Source organism: Arthrobacter sp. GmRoot5-12, assembly GCF_059739365.1.
Genome location: NZ_AP046056.1, coordinates 3,742,471 through 3,764,816 on the forward strand (window position 1 = coordinate 3,742,471; position 22,346 = coordinate 3,764,816).

Genomic DNA, 22,346 nt, shown 5'->3' on the forward strand with positions numbered 1-22,346 from the left:
TACATCTGTGTACGAGGACGTACACGGCTGAACCGAGGAAGGTATTTCTGTGAGCCAGACGTCTGATTCTTGTCTTGATACGTGGATGGGCCGGGAGGCCCTCGCCGAGGCCATGATCCCGGTGATCGGCAGGCTGTACCGCGAAAACAACGTGGTCACCAGCATCCACGGCCGGAGCCTGATCAACAAGTCCACCATGAACATCCTCAAGGCGCACCGCTTTGCACGCCGGATGAGCAAGGACGAACTGCTCCTCGAGGACACCGCGCCCCTGCTGAACACGCTGGCCGGACTGGAGCTGGGCGCTGCCGCGATCGACATCGCCCGCCTGAACCAGAAGTTCAAGGAAGAAGGCAACGGCGCCACCCTGGAGGAGTTCCTCCGCGCTGAGCTCGCCGAAATCGTTGGCAAGCGGGGCGGCGATGACCGCACCAGCACCGACGTCGTGCTCTACGGCTTTGGCCGCATCGGCCGGCTCCTGGCCCGCCTCCTCATCGAAAAGGCCGGTGGCGGCCACGGACTGCGCCTGCGCGCCATCGTGGTGCGCCGCGGCTCCGACAACGACCTCTCCAAGCGCGCCAGCCTGCTGCGCCGCGACTCCGTCCACGGGTCCTTCGAGGGCACCATCCGGATCGACGAGGACGCCAACACCATCACCGCCAACGGCGTGCAGATCCAGGTCATCTACTCCAACGACCCCGCCACCATCGATTACACCGCCTACGGCATCAAGGATGCCCTGGTGGTGGATAACACCGGCCGCTGGCGCGACGCCGAGGGACTTTCCCAGCACCTGCAGAGCAAGGGCGTGGCGCGGGTCCTCCTGACCGCACCGGGCAAGGGAGAGCTGAAGAACATCGTCCACGGCATCAACCACCGGGACATCACAGACTCGGACCGGATCGTCTCCGCGGCGTCCTGCACCACCAACGCCATCACCCCCGTGCTGAAGGCCATCAACGACAAGTTCGGCGTGGTGCACGGGCACGTGGAAACCGTCCACTCCTTCACCAACGACCAGAACCTGATCGACAACTTCCACAAGGGCGACCGCCGCGGCCGCTCTGCAGCCCTGAACATGGTCATCACCGAAACCGGCGCCGCCAAGGCAGTGGCCAAAGCCCTGCCCGAACTGCTCGGAAAGCTGACGGGCAGCTCCATCCGCGTCCCCACCCCGGACGTATCGCTGGCCATCCTGAACCTCAGCCTGGAAAACGGCACCACCAAGGACGAGGTCAACAACTACCTCCGTGAAATGTCGCTGCACTCGGACCTCCGCAAGCAGATCGACTACATCGACTCACCCGAGGTTGTCTCCACCGACTTTGTCGGCTCCCGCCGCGCCGGCATTGTTGATGGACTCGCTACGGTCTCCACGGACAAGAACCTGGTCCTCTACGTCTGGTACGACAACGAATTTGGCTACAGCTGCCAGGTGGTGCGCGTTATGGAGGAAATGGCCGGCGTGAACCCGCCGTCGTTCCCCGCCAAGGAAAGCGCCGCCGCCCTGGCCGCCATCGCGGTCTGACCCTGTCCGCCACGTCCAGCGAATTCCCGGCTGGTTCTCTGGAATCAGCCGGGAAAGGGGACCACACTGGTGGCATGGACAACGAATCGACTCTTCAGCACGACACCACCCTCGAACACGCCCTGGACGTGGCCAAGGCGAACCACAAGGAAGCCGTACGGCTGCTTGAACGCGCCCGCGCCGCACACGCGGCCGGGGATGTCAGCCAAGACCGCGTGCGCCAGCTCGAGGGACTGCTGGCCATTGCCGAGGAAGACCTTCGAAGGGTCACCAGGGAGCAGTAGCCCAAAGGCGGCCGCGCCGGCCGTGTGAGCCATCACTCGTCCTCAACAGTGTGGATATCACCGGCTTGGGGTGCCCTTTGTCCTAGGCTCTTGGGGTGCCTGACTTTCCCCTTCCGGCGTCGACGCCTTGACCGTCCACTGGGCTGCCTACCGCCGCGCACGCCGCCGTTCCCGGCAGGCCTGGGCGCTGCTGGCAACGGCCGCAGTATGCATTGTCGCTGCCCTGTCGTGGTTCTTCACCGCAGGACAGTTTGCAGCCGCAGGGCCGGCGCCGGAGGGCCCGACCGAGGCGCCGGTCTTCGATGCCGCGTGGATGAAACCGGTGCAGGAACCAAACCCTGTACCGGCGGGCAGTGCCCTCTCTGCACTCGACGGCCTCGCCGTGAAGGGCCGGGCACCGAACACCGGCTACAGCCGCGAGGCCTTCGGCCCGGCGTGGCTGGATGTCGACAGGAACGGCTGCGATACCCGCAATGACATCCTGCGACGGGACCTTGCCGGCGTGGTGTTCGCCGAAGGCTCCACCTGCAAGGTAACGGCCGGTCACTTCCGGGAACCCTATACAGGCCAGGACGTGGACTTCCAGCGCGGTTCAGACAGCAGCCGGGCTGTCCAGATCGACCATGTGGTGGCGCTCGGGGATGCCTGGCAGAAGGGGGCCCAGGGCCTGGCGCCCAAGGAACGCCAGAGCCTGGCCAACGACCCCCTGAACCTGATTGCCGCGGACGGCGCTGCCAACCAGCAGAAGAGCGCAGCGGACGCCGCCACGTGGCTGCCGAAGAACACCGCACTGCGCTGCCATTACGTGGCCCGCCAGATCTCTGTGAAGGCCGCCTACGGCCTGTGGGTGACGGCTGCCGAGAAGGACGGCATGAAGCGTGTCCTCGGCTCCTGCCCCCGGCAGGAAACCATCACTGCCCGCTGACGGGGACCTGCCCGGAAGGGATGAGTGGCCGAACTTGTCAGTGGCCGAACGGATCCGGGTCCACGCCGGGCATCCACGTCAACCCCGGCACGCCCCACCCGTTTTTCTTCGCCTGCTTCCTGGCTTTGCGGGAATAGCGGTCAATCAGCCGGTTGACATACAGCTTTCCGTCCAGGTGGTCGTATTCGTGCTGGATTACCCGGGCGAACCAGCCCGTTGCCTCAAACTTCACCGGGTTTCCAAAGCCGTCGAACCCCTCCACCCGGGCCCATTCGGCCCGCTTGAGCGGATACTGCTCACCGGGGAAGGAAAGGCAGCCCTCCTCCTCCTCGTCGGGGTCGGGCGCCGCGCCGGAGACCTTGGACAGTGTCAGCACGGGATTCACCAGTACACCGCTTGGGGGAGCGCCATCGTCGTTGGCGTACTTGTAAACGAAGATTCTCTTGCCCACGCCGATCTGCGGGGCGGCGAGGCCCACGCCATGCGCGGCTTCGTTGGTTTCGAACATGTCGGCAATGAGGGTGCGCAGTTCGTCGTCGAAAACCTCCACCTCGGCCGCGCGCCGGTGCAGGACAGGCTCGCCCCAGATGGTGATTGGCAGAACGGTCATATCAGTTGTCCCTCGGCTTTCGCGGTGTCCCCGGTTTTCCTGCGCGTACCCCCGGTGGGGCACAACAAAGGAGGCCGCACCGGATATCCGGTGCGGCCTCCCATGTTGACGGCTGCATGTGCCGCCCCGTGAGGGTGAGCGACGGGGGTTGAACCCGCGACCTCCTGGACCACAACCAGGCGCTCTGCCAACTGAGCTACGCCCACCATGTGCTTCAAGTGAAATCCGCCTTAGCGGCTCCCTGGAAACGCAACTCAAATAGCTTACCTGTTCGGAAGGGGTGCTTTGTCCACTTTTAGCGATTTTCGCCAAATTTCACCGAAACGTGGCGCAGATTACTCCCCGGACTGCCCGGCGGACCCGCCGGTGGTGATCCCCTGGGCGATCTTCTGGGCGGTGGCGCTGTCAGGTCCGGGCGCGGGGACGAAGACGGCTTCGCGGTAGTACCGCAGTTCATCGATCGAATCCTTGATGTCCCCGAGTGCGCGGTGTCCACCCTTTTTGGCCGGTGACTGGAAGTAGGCACGCGCGTACCAGCGGCGCGACAACTCCTTGATGGTGCTGACGTCGATGACCCGGTAGTGGAGATGTTCCACCACGGCGGGCATGTCCCGCGACAGGAACACGCGGTCCGTGCCCACCGAGTTGCCGCCCAGCGGCGCCTTGCGTGGATCCGGAACCCAGGCGGAGATGTACTCCATTACCGCGGCCTCGGCTTCTGCCATCGTCTTGCCGTGCGGAAGTTCCGCCAGCAGCCCCGACTTGGTGTGCATGTCCCGGACGAAGTCGGACATCTGTGCAACCGCGGCGTCGTCGGGTTTGATGACCACGTCAACGCCGTCACCCAGGATGTTCAGTTCCGAATCGGTGACCAGGGCTGCCACCTCGATGAGGGCGTCGTTCTTGATGTCCAGACCGGTCATTTCGCAGTCGATCCAGACGATTCGTTCGTTAGATATAGGCACCGGACCAGCCTACCGTTACACTCCCGGACCCCCTGCCGATGCTAGGATTTCGGGTACGCGGCGGGTCGCCCTTCCGCCCTGAACCATGTCCTGGCCGGCCCGTGCGGCGCGCCGGGCAAACCGCGGAAACGCAAGAAGATTGGACAATCCTGAGATGACGGCGCCTGTGCCCGCAACGGGGGAGATGGCGGCGGCCGGCAGTGCTGGAACGGGCAGTGCCGAGGTGGACAATCCGCGCTCGCCACTGCTTGTCGGTTTCCTGGGGTCCGTGTTCATGCTGTTCGGATCCTTCGGCGTGGGCTGGCTGGCCCCGGTATCGGAACTGCGCCGCATGCCCCTGTTTATCTGGATGCGCACTGAAGCCCCCGGCGTGGCCCTGTCCATCGTCCTGGTGGCGGTGGGGGGCATGCTGCTGGTGCGCGCCTGGCTGCGCCTTGGCCAGAAGGTCCGGGTGTGGGGACCGCAGGCGCGGCGGGCCACCCTGGCCGCGCTGGCGGCGTGGGGGCTTCCCATGATGTTCAGCGTGCCGCTCTTCAGCCGTGACGTCTACGCCTATATCGGGCAGGGGCGGCTGATGGTGGAGGGCTTCAACCCCTACGAAAACGGCATCTCCGCCCTGTCCAACTACTTCCAGCTCGGCGCGGACAAGATGTGGACCGAAGCCCCGGTTCCCTACGGCCAGCTGTTCCTGTGGATTGAACAATTTGTCGTCTGGGCCACCAACGTCCAGCCGGAGGCCTGCGTCATGCTGTTCCGGCTGGTGGCGGTGGCCGGCGTGGTCCTGTGCGTCATCTACGTGCCCCGGCTCGCGGAACTTCACGGCGTCAACCCGCACCGTGCCCTCTGGCTGACCGTGGCGAACCCGCTTTTCCTGACCAACTTCATCGCCAGCGTGCACAACGACTCCCTGATGATCGGGCTGGCCCTGGCGGGGCTGTACTACTCCGCCACCCGCCGGGAAATCCTCGGCATTGTGATCGTGACCCTGTCCATCGCCGTCAAGCCCATCACCATCGTTTTCCTGCCGTTCATCGGCCTCCTCTGGGCAGGGAAGAATGCTGGCTGGCTGCGGAAGGCTGCCTTCTGGGCGTTGACGGCCGGCATCAGCCTCGCGCTCCTGGCCGCGATGAGCCTGGTCAACGGATTCGGCTTCGGCTGGATCAACGGGCTGTCCGCTCCCGGCAGCATCTCCATCTGGTATGCCCCGGTGGGGCTGATCGGCATGGTGGTGGGATCGCTGGCCAACGCGTTCGGCCTGGACGGGTCGGTGCCGGCGGGCTGGGTGTTCGACGCCGGGAAGCTGCTTGCCGTGGGCATCGTCGCCTGGCAGATCCTCAAGGGGGACTACGACCGGCTGATGCGCCGGCTGGCCCTCGGTTTCGCCGCCGTGGTGCTGCTGGCCCCCATCATCCAGTCCTGGTATGTCGTCTGGCTGATCCCGCTCTTCGCCGTGACCGGGATCCGCAACGACTGGCAGGTCAAGGCCCTGTACTTCGTGGTGTCGTTCTTCATGATCTACGCCATTTCGGACCAGCTGGACGTCTTCCCCTACCTGCAGACCCAGGATCTGGGCTTCGCCCTTGCCCTGGCACGGATCGCCGCGGCGCTGACGGCTCTCCTGTTCGCCCTGTACCTGATCTTCTGGGACCCCGGCACCCGCAGGCTGTTCCGCAAAACGCACGAGCCCGTCGTCGAACGTCCCGTGATCTAGCCGTACGCCCATCTGCCAGGCGCACTACTGCGGCGCCGGTACGGCGGCGATCCCGCGCAGGGCCTCCCTGCGTGACAACGCGCTCATGGCGGGTCCCTGCCGGGCGACGAAGGCTTCCACCCACTCCGGCGCCGTCTTGCCATATTCGCGCAGGGCCCAGCCGATCGCCTTCCGGATGAAGAACTCCCGGTCCGCCAGGTTCGGCTCAATGACGGCCGCCAGCAACGCGGTGTCAGTGTCCTTCTTCGCACGCAGTTGCGACGTGATGGAGGCCCTGCGGATCCAAAGCTCGGGGTCGTGGCTCCACAGCCTCAGGGTTGCCGACACCGGGGCCCGGTGCGCCTGCAGCAGCCCGCAGATCCGGCCGGACACGCCATCCGCGAAATCCCACCAGGCGCCGGTGCGGATGATCTCCTCGTAGACGGGCAGCATGTCCAGGTCCCGGGCCACCAGCCGGTGCCCGGTCAGGTCTATGGCCGCATACCGTTCCTCCCGGAAGGTGGAGGTGCGCCAGAGCTCCAGTACCGTGGCGCGCAGTTGCCCGGCAGAGGCGGGCGGAAAGTCAGCCGCAGCCCGGGCCGCGATCCGCCGCACGTCCGGAACCCGGACGCCCAGCGAGGGAATCGCTGACCTCATGTAGGCCTGGGCGCCGGTGGCACGCTCCGGGTTGGCGAGTTCCCGGAGCGCGCCTTTGACGGCGGCGATGAGCTCCTGGTCGGCGGCGGTGTCCATGGGGCCAACTTTAGCCACCCGCCAAGGGCCGGGGTGGGGTACGCTGGTGAGCGCTAACACAATCAGAACCTGGGGGAATCCATGCCCGGCACCGAGATCCACCTCGCCCACGGACCCTACTCCGCCGTCGTCACCCGGCGCGGCGGGGCGCTCCGCGAACTGCGCCACGGGAACCGGGACCTGGTGGTGGGCTTCGGGCCCGAAGGCCCCGTGCCTGACTACCGCGGCGTCATCTGCGCGCCCTGGCCCAACCGGCTGGCCGACGGCACCTACACCTATGCCGGGAAACCGTACACGGCCGCCGTCAACGAACCCGAACGCGGCGCCGCGCTGCACGGCCTGGCCATCCATCAGGCGTGGAAGGTGCTGGAGGCGGCCGCGGACCGGGCGGTCCTGGGCTGCCGCATCCCGTCAGGCCCGGAGTACCCGGCCGACCTGGACCTCAGCGTCACCTACTCGCTTTCCGCTGACGGGCTCCACAGCACCGTCCTGGCCGTCAATGCCGGCCCCGTTGCCGCGCCCTACGGGGTGTGCCCACATCCCTACCTGGTGGCCGGGCCCTCCCCGCTGGATGACTGGTCGCTGGAACTTCCGGCCGCTGCCTACCTGGAGGTCACGCCGGACCGGCTGCTTCCCGTGGGGATGCGGGAGGTGGGCGCAGGTGCCTTTGACTTCCGCTCGCCCCGCCGGCTGGGAGAGGTGAAGATCGACCACGCCTTCACGGACATCTCCCGGGACGCCGCCGGCCTGGCACGCGTCCGGGTGCTGGATCGGTCGGGGACCGGCGTGGAACTGGAATGGGGGGCGGAGTGGCCCTGGGTCCAGGTGCATACGGGGGACAAGCCTGCCGGCCCGGACCGGCTCGGCCTGGCCGTTGAGCCCATGACGTGCCCTCCGGATGCCCTGCATTCCGGCACGGACCTGGTGCACCTGCAGCCCGGCGCATCACATTCCGCGGACTGGACCATCCGGGCGCTGCCCTAGCAGGCCGCCCTTCCGGCCACCGGCAGGGCCGGTCTCAGTTTCCTGCTGCCGTGCCGGCCGGGGAGCCGGCCCATCCGGCGCGCTGCAGCCACGCCGCGCACAGGGACGTCCATTGCCCGGGCCCTGGTTCGCCGGCCGCGAGTCCCAGCCCGTGCCGTCCTTCAGGGAAAACATGCAGTTCCGCCGGAACGCCGGCAGCAATCAGTGCCCTGGCATAGTCCAGGCTGTTGCTGACCGGGACGGCCTCGTCGTCGGCGGTGTGCCAAATGAATGCCGGCGGTGTGCGGGGCGTGACGTTCAGCTCCGCCGAGAGTGCCGTGAGGAGGGCCGACGGCGGTGCGTCGCCAAGGAGGTTGGCCACCGAGCCCTGGTGGGCTTCGTGGGTCAGGGACGCCACGGGGTAGCACAGCACCGAAAGATCCGGCACCGCCGCGGGATTGTCGAGGTCCGGCTTCCCCGTGGCAGCCGCCGTGCACAAGGTGGCGGCCAGGTGCCCGCCCGCGGAGAATCCCAGGACGCCGACGCGCTCCGCGTCCACGGGGAGCCCGTGCTCCCCGTTCCGGATGTGGAGCATGGCTTCCTTGGCGTCTTCCAGCGGGGCCGGGTGCCGCTCCGGGGCCACCCGGTAGCGGAGGACGAAGGCGTGGATCCCCAGTGCGGCAAGCCATTCTGCCACCGGCTCGGCTTCGTGGTCTGCCTGGCGGGCATAGCCCCCGCCCGGCAGGACCAGGATGGCAGGACGCGGGCCCGCGGCGCCGGAACGGGCGGCCACCGCGGTAAGTCCCCGCGGTGCCATCAGGCTGCCGCTTCCGTGCTGCGCCGCAGGGTTACCTCTCCGGTGATGCCGCCGGGAGCGGCGGCCTCCACCTCGCCGCCGTCGCCGTCGGCCGGATTCCGGCCAGTGGCCCTGGTGGCAAGGCGCCCGATGTCTTCCAGGGGCAGCCGGACAGTGGACAGGGCGGGGCGGAAGTCGCGGAGGGTTTCAATGTCGTCAAAGCCGGCGATGGCTGCGTTGCGGGGGATCCGCAGCCCCTCGGACCGCAGGGCTGCTGCGGCGCCGATGGCCATGACGTCATTGACCGCAAAAATACACAGCCTGGGTGCGGCCCCGTCCCCGGACTGGGCTGCTTTGATCCTGGCGGCCAGTTGAAGTCCTGCCTCATATCCACCGGACCGGTTGAAGGCCGTGCGGAGCACCTCTGCCGGCCGCCGCCCGGCGCGCTCCAACCCTTCCTGGAAGCCGCGGACACGGTCATCGGACGTCAGGAGGCCCTCAGGGCCGCCGATGATCACGAAGTCGCCGTCCCAGCCTTCCGCAAGCCCGGCGGCGAGCTGCCCGGCCAGCTCCTGGTTGGGGACTTTCACCACGTGGTACCCCTCCGGAGCGGTTGCACCCACGACGGGATGTCCCACCACGGCAACCCGGCCGCCGTTGCGGCAGTAGCGGTCAAGTTCGGCAGCCAGTTCGGCGTTGCCCTCCCGGTCCTCTTCCCGGCAGGAACGGGAACCGGCGATCACAATGGAGTCCGCGCGCCGCGCCGCGAAGGCGGCCACTGCTTCCTTCTCTTCGGCCGGGCCGCCTCCGGTGGTGGCGAGCAGCACCATTTTGCGTTGTTCCCGGGCGGCTTCCTGCACGCCCCTGGCGATGGCCGCGAAATAGGGGTCGGCAATGTCATGCACAATCAGGCCGATCAGGCCGGAGCTGGATTTCGCCAGGCCCTGCGCCTGGGCGTTGGGGATATAGCCCAGCGATTCAGCTGCCTGCCGGACGCGGTCGGCAATGTCCTTGCCCGGTTTACGGGCCGAGCCATTCAGCACGCGGGAAGCGGTGGCGGGCGAGACGCCGGCCAGGCGGGCCACCTCGGTAAGGGTACTTGCAGCCACTGCATCTCCTGGTGGTCGGTACGGGCTCAAAGGCTAAGCACATTATGACAGTTCAAACTACTTCCGGAAAGCGCTTGCCAACGGAAAGCGCGCCGTGCATTATTGAAGCAGCGGGAACGCGCTTTCCCAGACAACTTCAGTACATTGCTCACTCACCGTGGAGGACACATGGGCTACGAAACCAAAACGATCCGCATCGCCATGAACGGCATTACCGGCCGGATGGGCTACCGCCAGCACCTGCTGCGCTCCATCCTGCCCATCCGCGATGCCGGCGGCTTCACCCTCGAGGACGGAACCAGGGTCCAGGTTGAACCCATCCTGGTGGGCCGCAACGAGGCCAAGATCCGCGAGCTGGCGGAAAAGCACAAGGTCTCCGAATGGTCCACCGACCTGGACGCCGTGATCAGCGACCCCACTGTCGACGTCGTGTTCGACGCCTCGATGACCAGCCTCCGCGCCGCCACACTGAAGAAGGCCATGCTGGCCGGCAAGCACATCTTCACGGAGAAGCCCACGGCGGAAACGCTGGAGGAGGCCATTGAACTGGCGCGCGTCGGCAAGGAAGCCGGCGTCACTGCCGGTGTTGTCCACGACAAGCTGTACCTGCCCGGCCTGGTCAAGCTCCGCCGCCTGGTGGATGAAGGCTTCTTCGGCCGCATCCTTTCCATCCGCGGCGAGTTCGGTTACTGGGTCTTCGAAGGCGACATCCAGTCAGCCCAGCGTCCGTCCTGGAACTACCGCAAGGAGGACGGCGGTGGCATGACCACGGACATGTTCTGCCACTGGAACTACGTCCTCGAGGGCATCATCGGCAAGGTCAAGAGCGTCAACGCCAAGACGGCCACCCACATCCCCACCCGCTGGGACGAGGCCGGCAAGGAATACAAGGCCACCGCCGACGACGCCTCCTACGGCATCTTCGAACTCGAGACTCCGGCCGGAGACGAAGTCATCGGCCAGATCAACTCCTCCTGGGCAGTGCGCGTGTACCGCGACGAACTGGTGGAATTCCAGGTGGACGGCACGCACGGTTCCGCCGTCGCCGGCCTGAATAAGTGTGTCGCCCAGCAGCGCGCACACACCCCCAAGCCCGTATGGAACCCGGACCTGCCCGTCACCGAATCCTTCCGGGACCAGTGGCAGGAAGTTCCCGCCAACGCCGACCTGGACAACGGCTTCAAACTGCAGTGGGAAGAGTTCCTCCGCGACGTCGTGGCCGGCCGCGAGCACCGCTTCGGCCTGCTGTCCGCCGCCCGTGGCGTCCAGCTCGCCGAACTTGGCCTGCAGTCCAGCGGCGAACGCCGCACCATCGATATCCCGGAGATCACCCTCTAATGACGTCCCTCATCCTTCCCTCCGAAGACGGCGGAACCAGGGAGTACCGCCTTCAGGGCGGCACCGCCTGGGCCCGGCCCACTGCGCCCCTGACTGCACGGCGCGCCTACGCGGCCGCCCATGTCATCCCCGAGGTGCTGGCGGACAATACGCCCGGTGCCCCGGCCCGCCTGGACTGGGACGCCACCATGGCGTACCGCCACGAACTGTGGTCCTACGGTCTGGGCGTCGCCGATGCCATGGACACAGCCCAGCGCGGCATGGGCCTGGACTGGGCAGCGACGCAGCAGCTCATCAAGCGCACGGGAGTGGAAGCCGCATCCGTGGTTTCCGCCAACAACCCGGCCACCGCCGGCAAGTCCGTCCGTGACCTCGTCTCCTGCGGCGCCGGAACCGACCAGCTGGACACCGCTGCACTGCCCACCGGCGAAGCAGGCATCCAGGCGGTGCTCGAGGCCTACCGCGAGCAGATTGCCGTGGTTGCCGAGGCCGGACCCAAGGTCATCCTGATGGCCTCCCGGGCCCTGGCCAGGGTCGCCGGCGGCCCGGAGGACTACCTGCGGGTGTACTCCACCCTGCTGCAGGAAGTGGACCAGCCGGTCATCCTGCACTGGCTGGGCACCATGTTCGATCCCGCGCTCGCCGGCTACTGGGGCTCGGACGACGTCGCAACCGCCACCGAAACCTTCCTGCGCCTCATCAGGGACCACGCGGACAAGGTGGACGGCGTCAAGGTCTCGCTGCTGGATGCCGGCCACGAAATTGCCCTGCGGGCGGCACTGCCCGAGGGCGTCCGCCTCTACACCGGGGACGACTTCAACTACCCCGAACTGATCGACGGCGACGGCAGCCACCACTCGGACGCCCTGCTGGGCATCTTCGCGGCGATCTATCCCGCCGCCTCGGTGGCCCTGCAGAACTATGACGCCGGCAACCCGGCGAAGGCGCGGGAGATCCTGGACTCCACCCGCGAACTGGGCAAGCACATCTTCAGCGCCCCCACGTTCTACTACAAGACCGGCATCGCGTTCATGTCCTGGCTCAACGGCAAGCAGCCCGGCTTCCAGATGGTGGGCGGCCTGCACTCCGGCCGCTCGGTATGCCACCTGGCCAGGACCTTCGAACTCGCCGACCAGGCCGGCCTGCTCAGGGACCCGGCGCTGGCAGCCTTTCGGATGTCGGACTACCTGCGGATCAACGGGGTGGGAGTATGAGCGACTTCTCCCGCCTCTCCATCAACAGTGCCACCACCAAGAAGTGGACGCTCGCCCAGGTCGTCGAGGGCTGCGTCAACGCCGGGATCCCCGCCATCGGACCGTGGCGGGACCGGGTGGAGGAGGCCGGCCTGGACAAGGCCGCCCGCCTGATCAAGGACGCCGGGCTGCGTGTCTCCTCGCTGTGCCGCGGCGGATTCCTCACCGCCCCCGATCCAGAGGGCCAGGCGGCCGCGCTCGCGGACAACAAGGCAGCCATCCTGGAAGCCGTGGCACTGGACACCAGGGAGCTCTTCCTGGTGGTCGGCGGCCTGGCCCCGGGGGAGAAGGACGTGGTGGCAGCCCGCCAGCGCGTCGCCGACCGGCTCGCCGACCTGGTTCCGTTTGCGCAGGAAAACGGCGTACGCCTGGTCCTGGAACCGCTGCACCCGATGTATGCGGCTGACCGCGCGCTCATCTCCACCCTGGGCCAGGCGCTGGACCTCGCAGCGCCCTTCGACGCCTCAACGGTGGGGGTCGCCGTCGATACCTTCCACGTCTGGTGGGACCCGGAACTGAAGGCGCAGATCGAGCGGGCCGGCCGGGAGAGCCGCATCGCCTCCTACCAGGTGTGCGACTTCAACATGCCCATCGCCGCCGATCCGCTGCTGTCCCGCGGCTACATGGGCGACGGCGTGGTGGACTTTGCCACCATCGGCACCTGGGTGCGGGATGCCGGGTACACCGGCGACATCGAAGTGGAAATCTTCAATCAGGAGATCTGGGACACGGACGGCAATACCGTCCTGGCCTCAGTAAAGGAGCGCTACGCGGAGCTCGTCCTCCCGTACGCCTGACCTGACCCAAGACCGCGGGCTCCTGCCACGTTCCCAACATGACTGGCAGGAGCCTGCGCCCCACATGGAAAGGACCCGGACCGGCGGTGGATGCCCACCGCGGGTCCGGGTCCCTTTGTTTCTTTGTTACCTGTTGCTGCCCTGGGTATACAGCGAGGCGAACCGCCGGTACCGGGCCAGCACGCCGCCGTCGTCCTTCCCCGGTGGAAGGTTGACGGCGCCAGCAGCCCATGCAGGGAAACGTCCGGTGAGGGCCGCCGCTGCCTGGCGTGCCGCGCCGTCGGCAACATACTCACCCGGCTCCGGCACTGTGACGGGTGTTCCCAGCAGGGCCGCTGCGACTTCCTGCACGGCGGTGGATTGGGCGCCCCCGCCCACCAGGAGGATCCGGCGGGCAGACACGCCCTGGGCCTGCAGCGCCGCCAGGCCGTCGGCCAGGGAGCAGACCACGCCTTCGACGGCGGCGCGCGCCAGGTTGGCCGGGGTGTAGTTGGCACGGGTGATGCCGTGCAGGGTACCCGTGGCGTCCGGCAGGTTGGGTGTCCGTTCCCCGTCAAGGTAGGGCACCAGGGTGAGCCCTCCGGCGCCGGAACCGGCAGACAGGGCCAGCCGGTTGAACTCCGGCAGGTCCACGCCCAGCAGCGCCGCCGTGGCATCAAAGACCCGGGTGGCGTTCAAGGTGCAGACCAGCGGCAGGTAGTGCCCGGCAGCGTCGGCAAACCCCGCCACCAGTCCGGACGGATCTGCCGCCGGTGTTTCCGAGACGGCGAAAACGGTGCCGGATGTGCCCAGGGACATCACGACGTCGCCCAACCCCGCCCCTGCGCCAAGCGCGGCGGCCGCGTTGTCCCCGGCACCCGCTGCCAGGACGCTGCCTGCGGGAGTCCGCCCGGCCGCCTCCAACGGGCCAAGAACCCTGGGGACGGCAGGAACGTGGCCGAGCGCCGCGGACAGGACGTCCGGAAGGTAGTTGTCCTCCGCCGTCGAGTAGTACCCCGTGCCTGATGCGTCGGAGCGGTCTGTGGCCAAGGCGGCAAGCCCTTCGGCGCCGCTGCCCGGGCCGAAGCCGGCGAGCCGCCACGTCAGCCAGTCGTGCGGAAGGCAGACAGCGGCCACCTTTGCCGCATTCTCCGGTTCGTTTTCCGCCAGCCAGTGCAGCTTGGTCACCGTGAGGGAAGCAACGGGGACAGTTCCGGTGGTGCGGGCCCAATACTCGGCGCCGGCGGCGGGATCGCCGCCGCCGGCATCCTTGATGAGCTCCACGGCCGCGCCGGCGCTGCGGGTGTCGTTCCACAGCAGCGCCGGGCGGATGACGGCACCGTCGCTGTCCAGGCAGACCATGCCGTGCTGCTGCCCGCCCACCGAGACGGCGCTGACGTCATCCAGCCCGCCGGCGTCGGCCGCCGCCTTTTGAAGGGCAGTCCACCAATGGTCCGGATGAACCTCGCTGCCGGCAGGGTGCGTGGCCCGGCCCTGGCGGACGAGTGCTCCGGAATCCGCGTCGCGGATCACCACCTTGCAGGACTGGGTGGAGCTGTCGATGCCTGCGACGAGCACCATGGCCTAGTGGGCGCCGAGGAGGTGTTCGATGGCGAGCTGGTTGAGGCGGACGAAGGCAAAGGAGCGTTCGGCTGCCTTGTCGGCGTCGAAGTCCTGGAATGCTGCGGCGTCGGCCAGCAGGTCGGCGGTGGTTTCGCCGGCGTTGAGGGTGGGTTCGCCGAGTTCGAAGACGCCGGAGGTCTTGAGGGCTTCCTGTACCTGCGGGTCGGCGCGGAAGGCCAGGGCGCGTTCCTTCAGCAGCAGGTACATGGACATGTTGGCCTTGGCCGACTCCCACACGCCGTCGTAGCCATCGGTGCGGGAGGGCTTGTAGTCGAAGTGCCGGGGGCCGTCATAGGTAGGGCCGCCGCCGGGGAAGCCGTTCTCGAGCAGGTCCACGGTGAAGAAGGCGCTGGTCAGGTCCCCGTGTCCGAAGACGAGGTCCTGGTCGTACTTGATGCCGCGCTGGCCGTTGAGGTCGATGTGGAAGAGCTTGCCGGCCCACAGGGCCTGGGCGATGCCGTGGGTGAAGTTCAGCCCGGCCATTTGCTCGTGGCCGGTTTCGGGGTTCAAGCCCACGATGTCGCCGTGCTCGAGCTGGGCGATGAAGGCCAGGCCGTGGCCCACGGTGGGCAGGAAGATGTCGCCGCGGGGTTCGTTGGGCTTGGGCTCAAGCGCGATCCGCAGGTTGTAGCCCTTGTCCTTGATGTAGCCGGCGGCGGTGTCCACGCCTTCCTTCATCCGGTCCAGGGCGGCGGCCAGGTCCTTGGAGCCGTCGTATTCGCTGCCTTCCCGGCCGCCCCACATGACAAAGGTTTCGGCGCCGAGTTCGGCGGCGAGGTCGATGTTGCGCAGGACCTTGGAGAGGGCGAAGCGGCGGATCGAGCGGTCATTGGAGGTGAAGCCGCCGTCCTTGAAGACCGGGTGGCTGAACAGGTTGGTGGTCACCATGGGAACTTTCAGCCCGGTCTCGGACAGGGCCGCGCGGAAGTTCTTCAGGATCAGGTCCCGCTCCGAGGCGGAGGCATCAAACGGGACAAGGTCGTTGTCGTGGAACGTGATGCCGTACGCGCCCAGTTCTGCCAGGCGGTGCACGGCCTCCACCGGGTCCAGCGCGGCACGGGTGGCGACGCCGAACGGATCGGCGCCGGTCCAGCCGACGGTCCAGAGACCAAAAGTGAATTTGTCGGCGGGGGTGGGCGTAAGAGTCATGATGCGTCCTTGCGATCGGGCTCCGCGGAGGTGCGAAGCTTTAGTTTATTGCCTGAACTATATGAGCCGTCGTAGGGTTGGGTCAAGAGTCCCGGCTGGAAAACAGCCGGAAAATCTGTCGGAACTTGGACGGGGAGGTTTGTGATGGTGATGCCGGCGCCTGCAGTGGCGGGACCCGGAGGCGCAGCCCCCGGAAGCGTGGCGGATGTCCGGCGCAGCAACCTGGCACTGGTCCTTGGCGCAATCGCCGAGTTTCCGCCAGGCGTCCATCCCAGCCGCGCCCAGCTGGCCGGAGCCACCGGACTGACCAAGGCATCAGTGTCCAGCCTGGTGCTGGACCTCCTTGACGCAGGGATCGTCCGCGAAATCGGCCTCAACCCGCAGGGGCGGGGCCGTCCCGGCGTGGGTCTGGAACTCAGCCCCAGCCGGGCGGTCATGGGGATGGAAATCAACGTCGACTACATCTCCGCGGCAGTGGTGGACCTCGCCGGAACCGTCCTCGTCCGGGAGGAAGAGGAACGCGACAACCGCAACAGCCCGGACGCGCCGGTGCTGTCCGCGCTCGCAGCCCTGGCCGCCCGGGTCAGGAGCACGGCGGGGGAGCACGGCGTCGAGGTCCTGGGTGGCGGACTTGCCGTGCCCGGGCTCGTTGACCCGGCCCTGGCGCGGGTGCTCACCGCTCCGAACCTGGGCTGGGTCAATGCGGACCTGGACCTGGAGGCGCTGCTGCCCGAAGCTCCCCTTGGAGTGGCGCTGTTCAATGAAGCCAACGCCGCAGCCCTCGCCGAACTGCGGCACCGGCCGGACGGGGCGTCGAACTTCCTCTTCGTCTCCGGCGAGGTGGGCGTCGGTGGCGGGATAGTCATCGGATCAGAGCTATTCACCGGTCCGCACGGCCACGCGGGCGAGGTGGGGCACATTGTGGTTGACCCCGACGGCGGGCATTGTTCATGCGGCGGGACCGGCTGCCTGGAGACCGTTGCCGGCCAGGACGCCATTTTCGCCGCGGCCGGCCTGGCCCTGGATCGGGGTTCCCGCTCCGCGGACATGTCCGCCCTGCTGCAGGCGCTGCGGGCCGGGGAGCCCCGGGCTGTTTCCGCCGTCGAACGTGCGGGACGCTGCCTGGGGATAGCACTCGCCTCGACGGCGCGGGTGGTCAACATCGAATCCGTGGTCCTTGGGGGCCACTTCGCGGTCCTCGAACCATGGCTGCGTGCCCCGTTGCTGGCGAGCCTGGACAAATATGCGCCAGGGAAATATGCATCCAGCCAGGTGACGATGTCCGCCGTTGGCGAGTCGGGCGCCCTTTTGGGGGCAGCCGGAAGCGTGATCCGCTCCCTGATGGAAGCGCCGCACCGGCTGCACGCGTAGCGCCACGCACAACGCCCCGGTCCGAAGACCGGGGCGCCATCCACTGCGGTGCCCCAGGAGGGAATCGAACCCCCGACCGGCGGATTAGAAGGCCGCTGCTCTATCCCCTGAGCTACTGAGGCGTTGGCTTCCGGCCTGCAGGCCGGCGCCTCAAAAAGTTTACATTGCCCGGCTGCCGGCGGTGTCATCCAGCCGCCACTCATCCTCCACACCGGCCTTTCCCCCGGACGTTGTCCACATAGGCAAACCCGTCCCTCCTGCCCGACGTGGTCCGGCGCGATGCTGGTCATGCCTGCTAAAGGCGCCACCATCCAGACAGGACGTAGACATGAGCGAAACCATCACCATCCGGGGCTTCGTGGCCACCGAGATAACCAGTTCCACCACGCCAGGGGGAGTGGCAACAGCTTCCTTCCGCATCGGTTCCACCACCCGCCGCTTCGACCGCGAATCCAGGACCTGGGGCGACGGGCACACCAACTGGTTCACCGTGCAGGGCTACCGCCAGCTGGCGGGAACCCTGGGGTGCAGCATCAGGAAGGGCCAGCCGGTCATCGTGGTGGGCAAACTGAAGATCCGCACGTGGGAAAAGGACGGGCGGGTGTACCACTCCGCCATCATTGACGCCGATGCCGTGGGGCACGACCTCTCCTTTGGGTCGGCAAACTTTATCCGCACCGCTTCCAGGCCGGCGCTCTCCCTCGTGGAGCAGCCGCCGGCCCCCGATGACGTCCCCGGGCTGGACCAGGACCCGGACGAGCCGGAGGACCGCGAAGATGAACACCCCGGGGATCCCGGCCACCCCGCCGTCGTCATTGAGGACAGCGACGGCGGTCTCGCCTCCCTTGACCTGGAAACGGGGGAACTCGCCGAAGTCTAGGAACCACGTATCAGGTATCAGCGTTGCCCATCCAGTCCCGGGCGGACGGAATGGCGGCACCCCCCGGCCGCCCTCCGTCCGCCCGCCAACACCCGTCCGCCCGCCAACATCCCACATCCGCAGGCCCTTGACGGACACTGCGTCCCAGGGGAGCTCTGGTGCACTGCCCGTTTTCCGGGCCGGGCCGTCCCATCACCCATGGCAGAATGACACCATGCGTCCCATCCCCCGTAAACGGCAGTACAACCGCGCCGGCGCAGCCCTGGCATGTGCAGTGCTGGCCTGCCTCCTGTCCGGGTGCACCGCTGCTCCGTCCGGAACCGGACCTGCAGCCGGTGGCAGCGGCAACCAGCCCTCACCGGCGGCCCCGGCTGCCGGTCCCGGTGCGGACGGACAACCGGTCCAGGCCAAGGACTCCGCGACGCCGGGCAGTAATGCCGGCGGGGAACCGCTGGCCAACACGTCCGGCGGCGCGGTTTCGGCCGCAGCTGCCGCCGCCACCGAAACGGTGAAACGGACGGTTACGGATACCCTGACCAAACTGGCCACGGGAACGCCGAAACCTGCCACTGCCCAGGTCAGCGACGCCCTGACCGGGGCCGGCATCGCGCCGGCCGCGCTTCAGGTCTCGCAAAGCCGCACACCCACCGGGCTGGAGGCGGACGCCATCGAAGCCGCCGTGCTGCAGGGCAAGGACTGCGTCATCGGGCAGGTTCGCGAAGGTGCGGTGACCGTCACAGTCCTTCCGGTACTTGCCAGCGGCAAATGCTTCGTGGGCTCCTGATCCGGCTGAGCTGTCCGCCGCAAATGTGAGATCTGCCCGCCAACCCACTAGATTTGAGACCATGGCGGAATTTATCTACACAATGACCAAGGCCCGCAAGGCCGTTGGCGAAAAACTCATTCTTGATGACGTAAGCATGTCCTTCTTCCCGGGCGCCAAGATTGGTGTTGTGGGCCCAAACGGTGCCGGTAAGTCCACCATCCTCAAAATCATGGCCGGGCTGGACACGCCCTCCAACGGCGAGGCCAGGCTCAGCCCCGGCTACAGCGTGGGCATCCTGCTCCAGGAACCGCCGCTTAACGAAGAAAAGACTGTCCTGGGCAACGTCCAGGAAGGCGTTGGCGAGATCTACGGCAAGATCCAGCGCTTCAACGAAATCTCCGAGGAAATGGCCAGCCCCGATGCTGACTATGACACCCTCCTCGAAGAGATGGGCAAGCTGCAGGAGGCCATCGACGCCGCCGACGCCTGGGACCTCGATTCCCAGCTGGAACAGGCCATGGACGCCCTCCGGTGCCCGCCGGCCGATGCCGATGTCACCAACCTTTCCGGCGGTGAGCGGCGCCGCGTGGCACTCTGCAAGCTCCTCCTGCAGAAGCCCGACCTGCTGCTCCTCGACGAACCCACCAACCACCTGGACGCCGAAAGCGTGCTTTGGCTCGAGCAGCACCTCTCCAGCTACCCCGGCGCCGTCCTCGCCGTCACCCACGACCGGTACTTCCTGGACCACGTGGCGGAATGGATCGCGGAAGTGGACCGCGGCCACCTCTACCCGTACGAAGGCAACTACTCCACCTACCTGGAGAAGAAGCGCGCCCGCCTCGAGATCCAGGGCAAGAAGGACGCCAAGCAGGCCAAGCGCCTCTCCGAGGAACTCGAGTGGGTCCGGTCCAACGCCAAGGGCCGCCAGACCAAGTCCAAAGCCCGCCTGGCCCGTTACGAGGAAATGGCCGCCGAGGCCGACCGCACCCGCAAGCTTGACTTCGAGGAAATCCAGATCCCGCCGGGACCCCGCCTGGGTGGCCTGGTCCTGGAGGCCAGGAACCTCCAGAAGGGCTTCGATGAGCGTGTCCTGATCGATGGGCTGTCCTTCACCCTGCCCCGCAACGGCATCGTGGGGGTCATCGGCCCCAACGGTGTGGGCAAGTCCACCCTCTTCAAGACCATCGTCGGCCTGGAACCGCTGGACGGCGGCGAGCTCAAGATCGGTGACTCGGTCAAGATTTCCTACGCTGACCAGAGCCGCGGCGGCATCGACCCCAACAAGACCCTGTGGGAGGTTGTCTCCGACGGACTCGACTTCATCCAGGTGGGCAATGTTGAGATGCCGTCCCGTGCCTATGTGGCCGCTTTCGGTTTCAAGGGCCCGGACCAGCAGAAGAAGGCAGGTGTCCTGTCAGGTGGTGAGCGGAACCGCCTGAACCTGGCACTGACCCTGAAGCAGGGTGGAAACCTGCTGCTCCTCGACGAGCCCACCAACGACCTCGATGTCGAAACCCTCAGCAGCCTGGAAAACGCGCTGCTCGAGTTCCCCGGCTGCGCCGTGGTGGTCTCGCACGACCGCTGGTTCCTGGACCGCGTGGCCACGCACATCCTTGCCTACGAAGGTGACGACGAGAACCCCTCCAAGTGGTACTGGTTCGAGGGCAACTTCGAATCCTACGAGGAGAACAAGGTCCAGCGGCTGGGCCCCGACGCGGCCAAGCCGCACCGCGTCACCCACCGGCGCCTGACCCGCGACTGACCTGCCGGGCCCAAGGGCTCGTCAACAGGACGCCTGCGGGCCCGTTTGCAGGAAAACGGAAGGCCGGCACCCGGGCTGAATTGCTCCCCGGATGCCGGCCTTTCCCATGCCCGGCGCACCAGCGCCGGATCGCAGACGTGTGCGGATCCTACGTGTGCGACGCCTCGGCGGGAACGCGCACCATGCCCTCCTGCGCCACGGAAGCCACGTGCTGGCCGTCCCGGTTGAAGATTTTGCCGGTGGCCAGGCCGCGTGCGCCCTGCGCGCTGGGGGACTCCTGGACGTAGAGCAGCCATTCATCCACGCGCGCCGGGCGGTGCCACCACATCGCGTGGTCAAGGCTGGCAACATTCATGCCCGGGGTGATCCAGCTGAGGCCGTGCCGCCGAAGGATGGATTCGAGCAGGGTGTAGTCGCTGGCGTAGGCCAGGGCGGCGCGGTGCAGGTTGGAGTTGTCGGGCATCGGCCCGAACGTCTTCATCCAGACCGCGTTGCGGGCCTCCCGCGGGCCGGTCGCGGTAACGTACAGCGGCGGATCGACGTGCCGGATGTCGAAAGGCCGCTCATACGCCCAGTGCCGGGCCACAGGATGGTCGAACTTGCCCAGCAGGTCCGCCGTGCTGGGCAGCGATTCGGGGTCCGGGATGCCCGCCGGCATCGCCGACGCGTGCTCGATCCCTTCGTCCTCACCCTGGAAAGAGGCAATCATGGACAGGATGGGAACACCGTCCTGGTAGGCGTGGACGCGCCGGGCGGAAAACGACCGGCCGTCACGCAGCCGCTGCACACCAAAGGTAATGGGCTTGTTGGCGTCACCGGGCCGCAGGAAGTAGCCGTGCATGGAATGCACAAACCGTTCAGGATCCACCGTTCGAATGGACGCCACGAGTGACTGCGCCAGCACCTGTCCGCCGAACACCCTGTGGTGTGGCTGCCGCTGTGAGGGCCCCAGGAAGATGTCCTCGTCCGTCCGGGCGCCCTCAAGTTCACCGAGGTCCAGCAGTTCGATCAGTGATGAGGTGGGGTCTCCGCTTGGCGGGGCCAGGAGTCCGGCTTCGGCTTCAGTCATGGTCCGACTCTAGACGGCGCCCGGGGAGCCACTCAACCGGAGCGCAGCCGGTAGTGTTTAGGTGTGTCTGAACTTCTCACCTCGTCCTTCCGTTTCGCCGATCCCCGGGATCTCGCCGACCTGAAGACGTTTGCCACCAGGGCCAAAGCCATCGATGACGGCGCCATCCGGCTGCAGGCAGCCGGTTCCGTCCTGGCCGCGTACGTGTGCGTCCTGCGGCCCAGGCTCCTGGGCGAAGCCACCCCCACCATCCTGGGCCTGCGGACCATGGCGCTCGCCGAACCGTCCGGAACAGATGTCACTGTTGCCCTGTCCGCCGTCCTGGACCGGCTGGCACGCGCAGGGGAGGACGACGTCGAATTGCCGGTTCCGCCCAGCACCGTCACCGAATCCTGGACAGGAGTGGGCGCCCCAAGGGGCGGATGGGAGCTGCTGGGCGCTGTCAGCGACGCCGGCCTGAAGGCGGCGGCCGAAGCAGGCATGGCGGAGGTGGCGGGCATCGTGCCGGACAAACCGGGTGCCCTGATTGTCAACAACGCCCGGGCGGCTGTCTGGGGACGGGAACTGGACGCGTCAGGCCTGCCCGCCGGAGCGGCCTTCGCAGCGTTCGCCCTGGGCTTCCTCGCCGACGGCGACCAGAAGCTCTACCGCGCCGGCCGCTGGTTCCGGCTGACCGGTCCGCGCGGCCATGTGCTGGCGCGGACCGGCAGCGGCCTGCTGTAGCTGAAGGCGGCCC

Annotated in this window: 21 protein-coding genes and 2 tRNA genes; 13 read left to right on the forward strand and 10 right to left on the reverse strand. The window is 67.3% G+C overall.

Going from position 1 to position 22,346, the window contains the following annotated elements:
- The first annotated feature begins 49 nt into the window (after positions 1 to 49).
- The 3 genes from AC6JAM_RS17300 to AC6JAM_RS17310 all read left to right on the forward strand — a co-directional run bounded on the left by AC6JAM_RS17300 (position 50) and on the right by AC6JAM_RS17310 (position 2,737).
- Positions 50 to 1,528, forward strand: a complete 1,479-nt coding sequence (locus tag AC6JAM_RS17300) for a glyceraldehyde-3-phosphate dehydrogenase (protein WP_081620199.1) — start codon at positions 50 to 52, stop codon at positions 1,526 to 1,528.
- 74 nt (positions 1,529 to 1,602) lie between these two features.
- A complete protein-coding gene (locus tag AC6JAM_RS17305) occupies positions 1,603 to 1,812 on the forward strand; it encodes a hypothetical protein (RefSeq protein WP_018769506.1) in 210 nt (69 codons plus the stop codon).
- A 127-nt stretch (positions 1,813 to 1,939) separates the two neighbouring features.
- Positions 1,940 to 2,737 carry an HNH endonuclease family protein gene (locus tag AC6JAM_RS17310; RefSeq protein WP_134164638.1) on the forward strand — a complete coding sequence of 266 codons (798 nt, stop codon included), beginning with the start codon at positions 1,940 to 1,942 and terminating at the stop codon, positions 2,735 to 2,737.
- A 37-nt stretch (positions 2,738 to 2,774) separates the two neighbouring features.
- Here the strand turns inward: AC6JAM_RS17310 and def are convergent, their stop codons facing one another.
- From def to orn, 3 genes are all read right to left on the reverse strand, one after another.
- Positions 2,775 to 3,347, reverse strand: a complete 573-nt coding sequence (def, locus tag AC6JAM_RS17315) for a peptide deformylase (protein ID WP_018769504.1) — start codon at positions 3,345 to 3,347, stop codon at positions 2,775 to 2,777.
- A gap of 133 nt (positions 3,348 to 3,480) precedes the next feature.
- A tRNA-His gene (locus tag AC6JAM_RS17320) sits at positions 3,481 to 3,553 on the reverse strand.
- Positions 3,554 to 3,682: 129 nt separating this feature from the next.
- Positions 3,683 to 4,312: an oligoribonuclease gene (gene orn / locus AC6JAM_RS17325; protein ID WP_081620198.1), complete on the reverse strand. Its 630-nt coding sequence runs from the start codon at positions 4,310 to 4,312 to the stop codon at positions 3,683 to 3,685.
- 154 nt (positions 4,313 to 4,466) lie between these two features.
- Between orn and mptB the strand changes: the two genes are divergently transcribed.
- The gene (gene mptB / locus AC6JAM_RS17330) at positions 4,467 to 6,023 is read left to right on the forward strand and encodes a polyprenol phosphomannose-dependent alpha 1,6 mannosyltransferase MptB (RefSeq protein ID WP_018769502.1); all 1,557 of its coding nucleotides are present in this window, start codon (positions 4,467 to 4,469) and stop codon (positions 6,021 to 6,023) included.
- Between the two features lie 24 nt (positions 6,024 to 6,047).
- On the opposite strand, the gene AC6JAM_RS17335 is transcribed toward mptB, so the two are convergent.
- Positions 6,048 to 6,755: a DNA alkylation repair protein gene (locus tag AC6JAM_RS17335; RefSeq protein ID WP_018769501.1), complete on the reverse strand. Its 708-nt coding sequence runs from the start codon at positions 6,753 to 6,755 to the stop codon at positions 6,048 to 6,050.
- Between the two features lie 81 nt (positions 6,756 to 6,836).
- On the opposite strand from AC6JAM_RS17335, the gene AC6JAM_RS17340 reads away from it, so the two are divergent.
- Positions 6,837 to 7,739: an aldose 1-epimerase family protein gene (locus tag AC6JAM_RS17340; RefSeq protein ID WP_268003237.1), complete on the forward strand. Its 903-nt coding sequence runs from the start codon at positions 6,837 to 6,839 to the stop codon at positions 7,737 to 7,739.
- A 34-nt stretch (positions 7,740 to 7,773) separates the two neighbouring features.
- On the opposite strand, the gene AC6JAM_RS17345 is transcribed toward AC6JAM_RS17340, so the two are convergent.
- Both AC6JAM_RS17345 and AC6JAM_RS17350 read right to left on the reverse strand, forming a co-directional pair.
- Positions 7,774 to 8,535, reverse strand: a complete 762-nt coding sequence (locus tag AC6JAM_RS17345; protein WP_134164641.1) for an alpha/beta hydrolase — start codon at positions 8,533 to 8,535, stop codon at positions 7,774 to 7,776.
- Positions 8,535 to 9,623 (reverse strand): LacI family DNA-binding transcriptional regulator, encoded by a 1,089-nt coding sequence (locus tag AC6JAM_RS17350; RefSeq protein ID WP_497935315.1) that lies wholly within the window; start codon positions 9,621 to 9,623, stop codon positions 8,535 to 8,537. Before AC6JAM_RS17350 ends, AC6JAM_RS17345 begins: the two co-directional genes overlap by 1 nt.
- Before the next feature lie 168 nt (positions 9,624 to 9,791).
- Here AC6JAM_RS17350 and AC6JAM_RS17355 point away from each other — a divergent pair, with 168 nt between their 5' ends.
- The 3 genes from AC6JAM_RS17355 to AC6JAM_RS17365 are packed head-to-tail and all read left to right on the forward strand — an operon-like array spanning position 9,792 to position 13,011.
- Positions 9,792 to 10,961, forward strand: coding sequence for a Gfo/Idh/MocA family protein (locus AC6JAM_RS17355; protein ID WP_018769497.1), 1,170 nt, complete (start codon positions 9,792 to 9,794; stop codon positions 10,959 to 10,961).
- Positions 10,961 to 12,175, forward strand: a complete 1,215-nt coding sequence (locus tag AC6JAM_RS17360; RefSeq protein WP_497935316.1) for a dihydrodipicolinate synthase family protein — start codon at positions 10,961 to 10,963, stop codon at positions 12,173 to 12,175. The genes AC6JAM_RS17355 and AC6JAM_RS17360 overlap by 1 nt, the downstream gene beginning before the upstream one ends.
- Complete coding sequence (locus AC6JAM_RS17365; protein ID WP_018769495.1) at positions 12,172 to 13,011, forward strand: sugar phosphate isomerase/epimerase family protein; 840 nt, start codon at positions 12,172 to 12,174, stop codon at positions 13,009 to 13,011. The genes AC6JAM_RS17360 and AC6JAM_RS17365 overlap by 4 nt, the downstream gene beginning before the upstream one ends.
- Before the next feature lie 126 nt (positions 13,012 to 13,137).
- Here the strand turns inward: AC6JAM_RS17365 and xylB are convergent, their stop codons facing one another.
- Together xylB and xylA are read right to left on the reverse strand one after the other, a co-directional pair.
- The gene (gene xylB, locus AC6JAM_RS17370; RefSeq protein WP_497935317.1) at positions 13,138 to 14,571 is read right to left on the reverse strand and encodes a xylulokinase; all 1,434 of its coding nucleotides are present in this window, start codon (positions 14,569 to 14,571) and stop codon (positions 13,138 to 13,140) included.
- Between the two features lie 3 nt (positions 14,572 to 14,574).
- Complete coding sequence (gene xylA, locus AC6JAM_RS17375; protein ID WP_144599806.1) at positions 14,575 to 15,762, reverse strand: xylose isomerase; 1,188 nt, start codon at positions 15,760 to 15,762, stop codon at positions 14,575 to 14,577.
- A 144-nt stretch (positions 15,763 to 15,906) separates the two neighbouring features.
- Here xylA and AC6JAM_RS17380 point away from each other — a divergent pair, with 144 nt between their 5' ends.
- Positions 15,907 to 17,133: an ROK family protein gene (locus AC6JAM_RS17380; protein ID WP_056390715.1), complete on the forward strand. Its 1,227-nt coding sequence runs from the start codon at positions 15,907 to 15,909 to the stop codon at positions 17,131 to 17,133.
- Positions 17,134 to 17,182: 49 nt separating this feature from the next.
- Here the strand turns inward: AC6JAM_RS17380 and AC6JAM_RS17385 are convergent.
- Positions 17,183 to 17,255 (reverse strand) — tRNA-Arg (locus AC6JAM_RS17385).
- Positions 17,256 to 17,461: 206 nt separating this feature from the next.
- On the opposite strand from AC6JAM_RS17385, the gene AC6JAM_RS17390 reads away from it, so the two are divergent.
- The 3 genes from AC6JAM_RS17390 to ettA all read left to right on the forward strand — a co-directional run bounded on the left by AC6JAM_RS17390 (position 17,462) and on the right by ettA (position 20,541).
- Positions 17,462 to 18,013, forward strand: a complete 552-nt coding sequence (locus AC6JAM_RS17390) for a single-stranded DNA-binding protein (RefSeq protein WP_056390711.1) — start codon at positions 17,462 to 17,464, stop codon at positions 18,011 to 18,013.
- Between the two features lie 214 nt (positions 18,014 to 18,227).
- Positions 18,228 to 18,797 carry a DUF6993 domain-containing protein gene (locus tag AC6JAM_RS17395; RefSeq protein WP_018769490.1) on the forward strand — a complete coding sequence of 190 codons (570 nt, stop codon included), beginning with the start codon at positions 18,228 to 18,230 and terminating at the stop codon, positions 18,795 to 18,797.
- Positions 18,798 to 18,858: 61 nt separating this feature from the next.
- Positions 18,859 to 20,541, forward strand: a complete 1,683-nt coding sequence (gene ettA, locus AC6JAM_RS17400; RefSeq protein ID WP_018769489.1) for an energy-dependent translational throttle protein EttA — start codon at positions 18,859 to 18,861, stop codon at positions 20,539 to 20,541.
- Positions 20,542 to 20,689: 148 nt separating this feature from the next.
- On the opposite strand, the gene AC6JAM_RS17405 is transcribed toward ettA, so the two are convergent.
- Positions 20,690 to 21,610, reverse strand: coding sequence for an acyl-CoA thioesterase (locus AC6JAM_RS17405; RefSeq protein WP_056390708.1), 921 nt, complete (start codon positions 21,608 to 21,610; stop codon positions 20,690 to 20,692).
- Positions 21,611 to 21,673: 63 nt separating this feature from the next.
- On the opposite strand from AC6JAM_RS17405, the gene AC6JAM_RS17410 reads away from it, so the two are divergent.
- Complete coding sequence (locus tag AC6JAM_RS17410; RefSeq protein WP_018769487.1) at positions 21,674 to 22,333, forward strand: DUF8185 domain-containing protein; 660 nt, start codon at positions 21,674 to 21,676, stop codon at positions 22,331 to 22,333.
- Positions 22,334 to 22,346 lie beyond the last annotated feature (13 nt).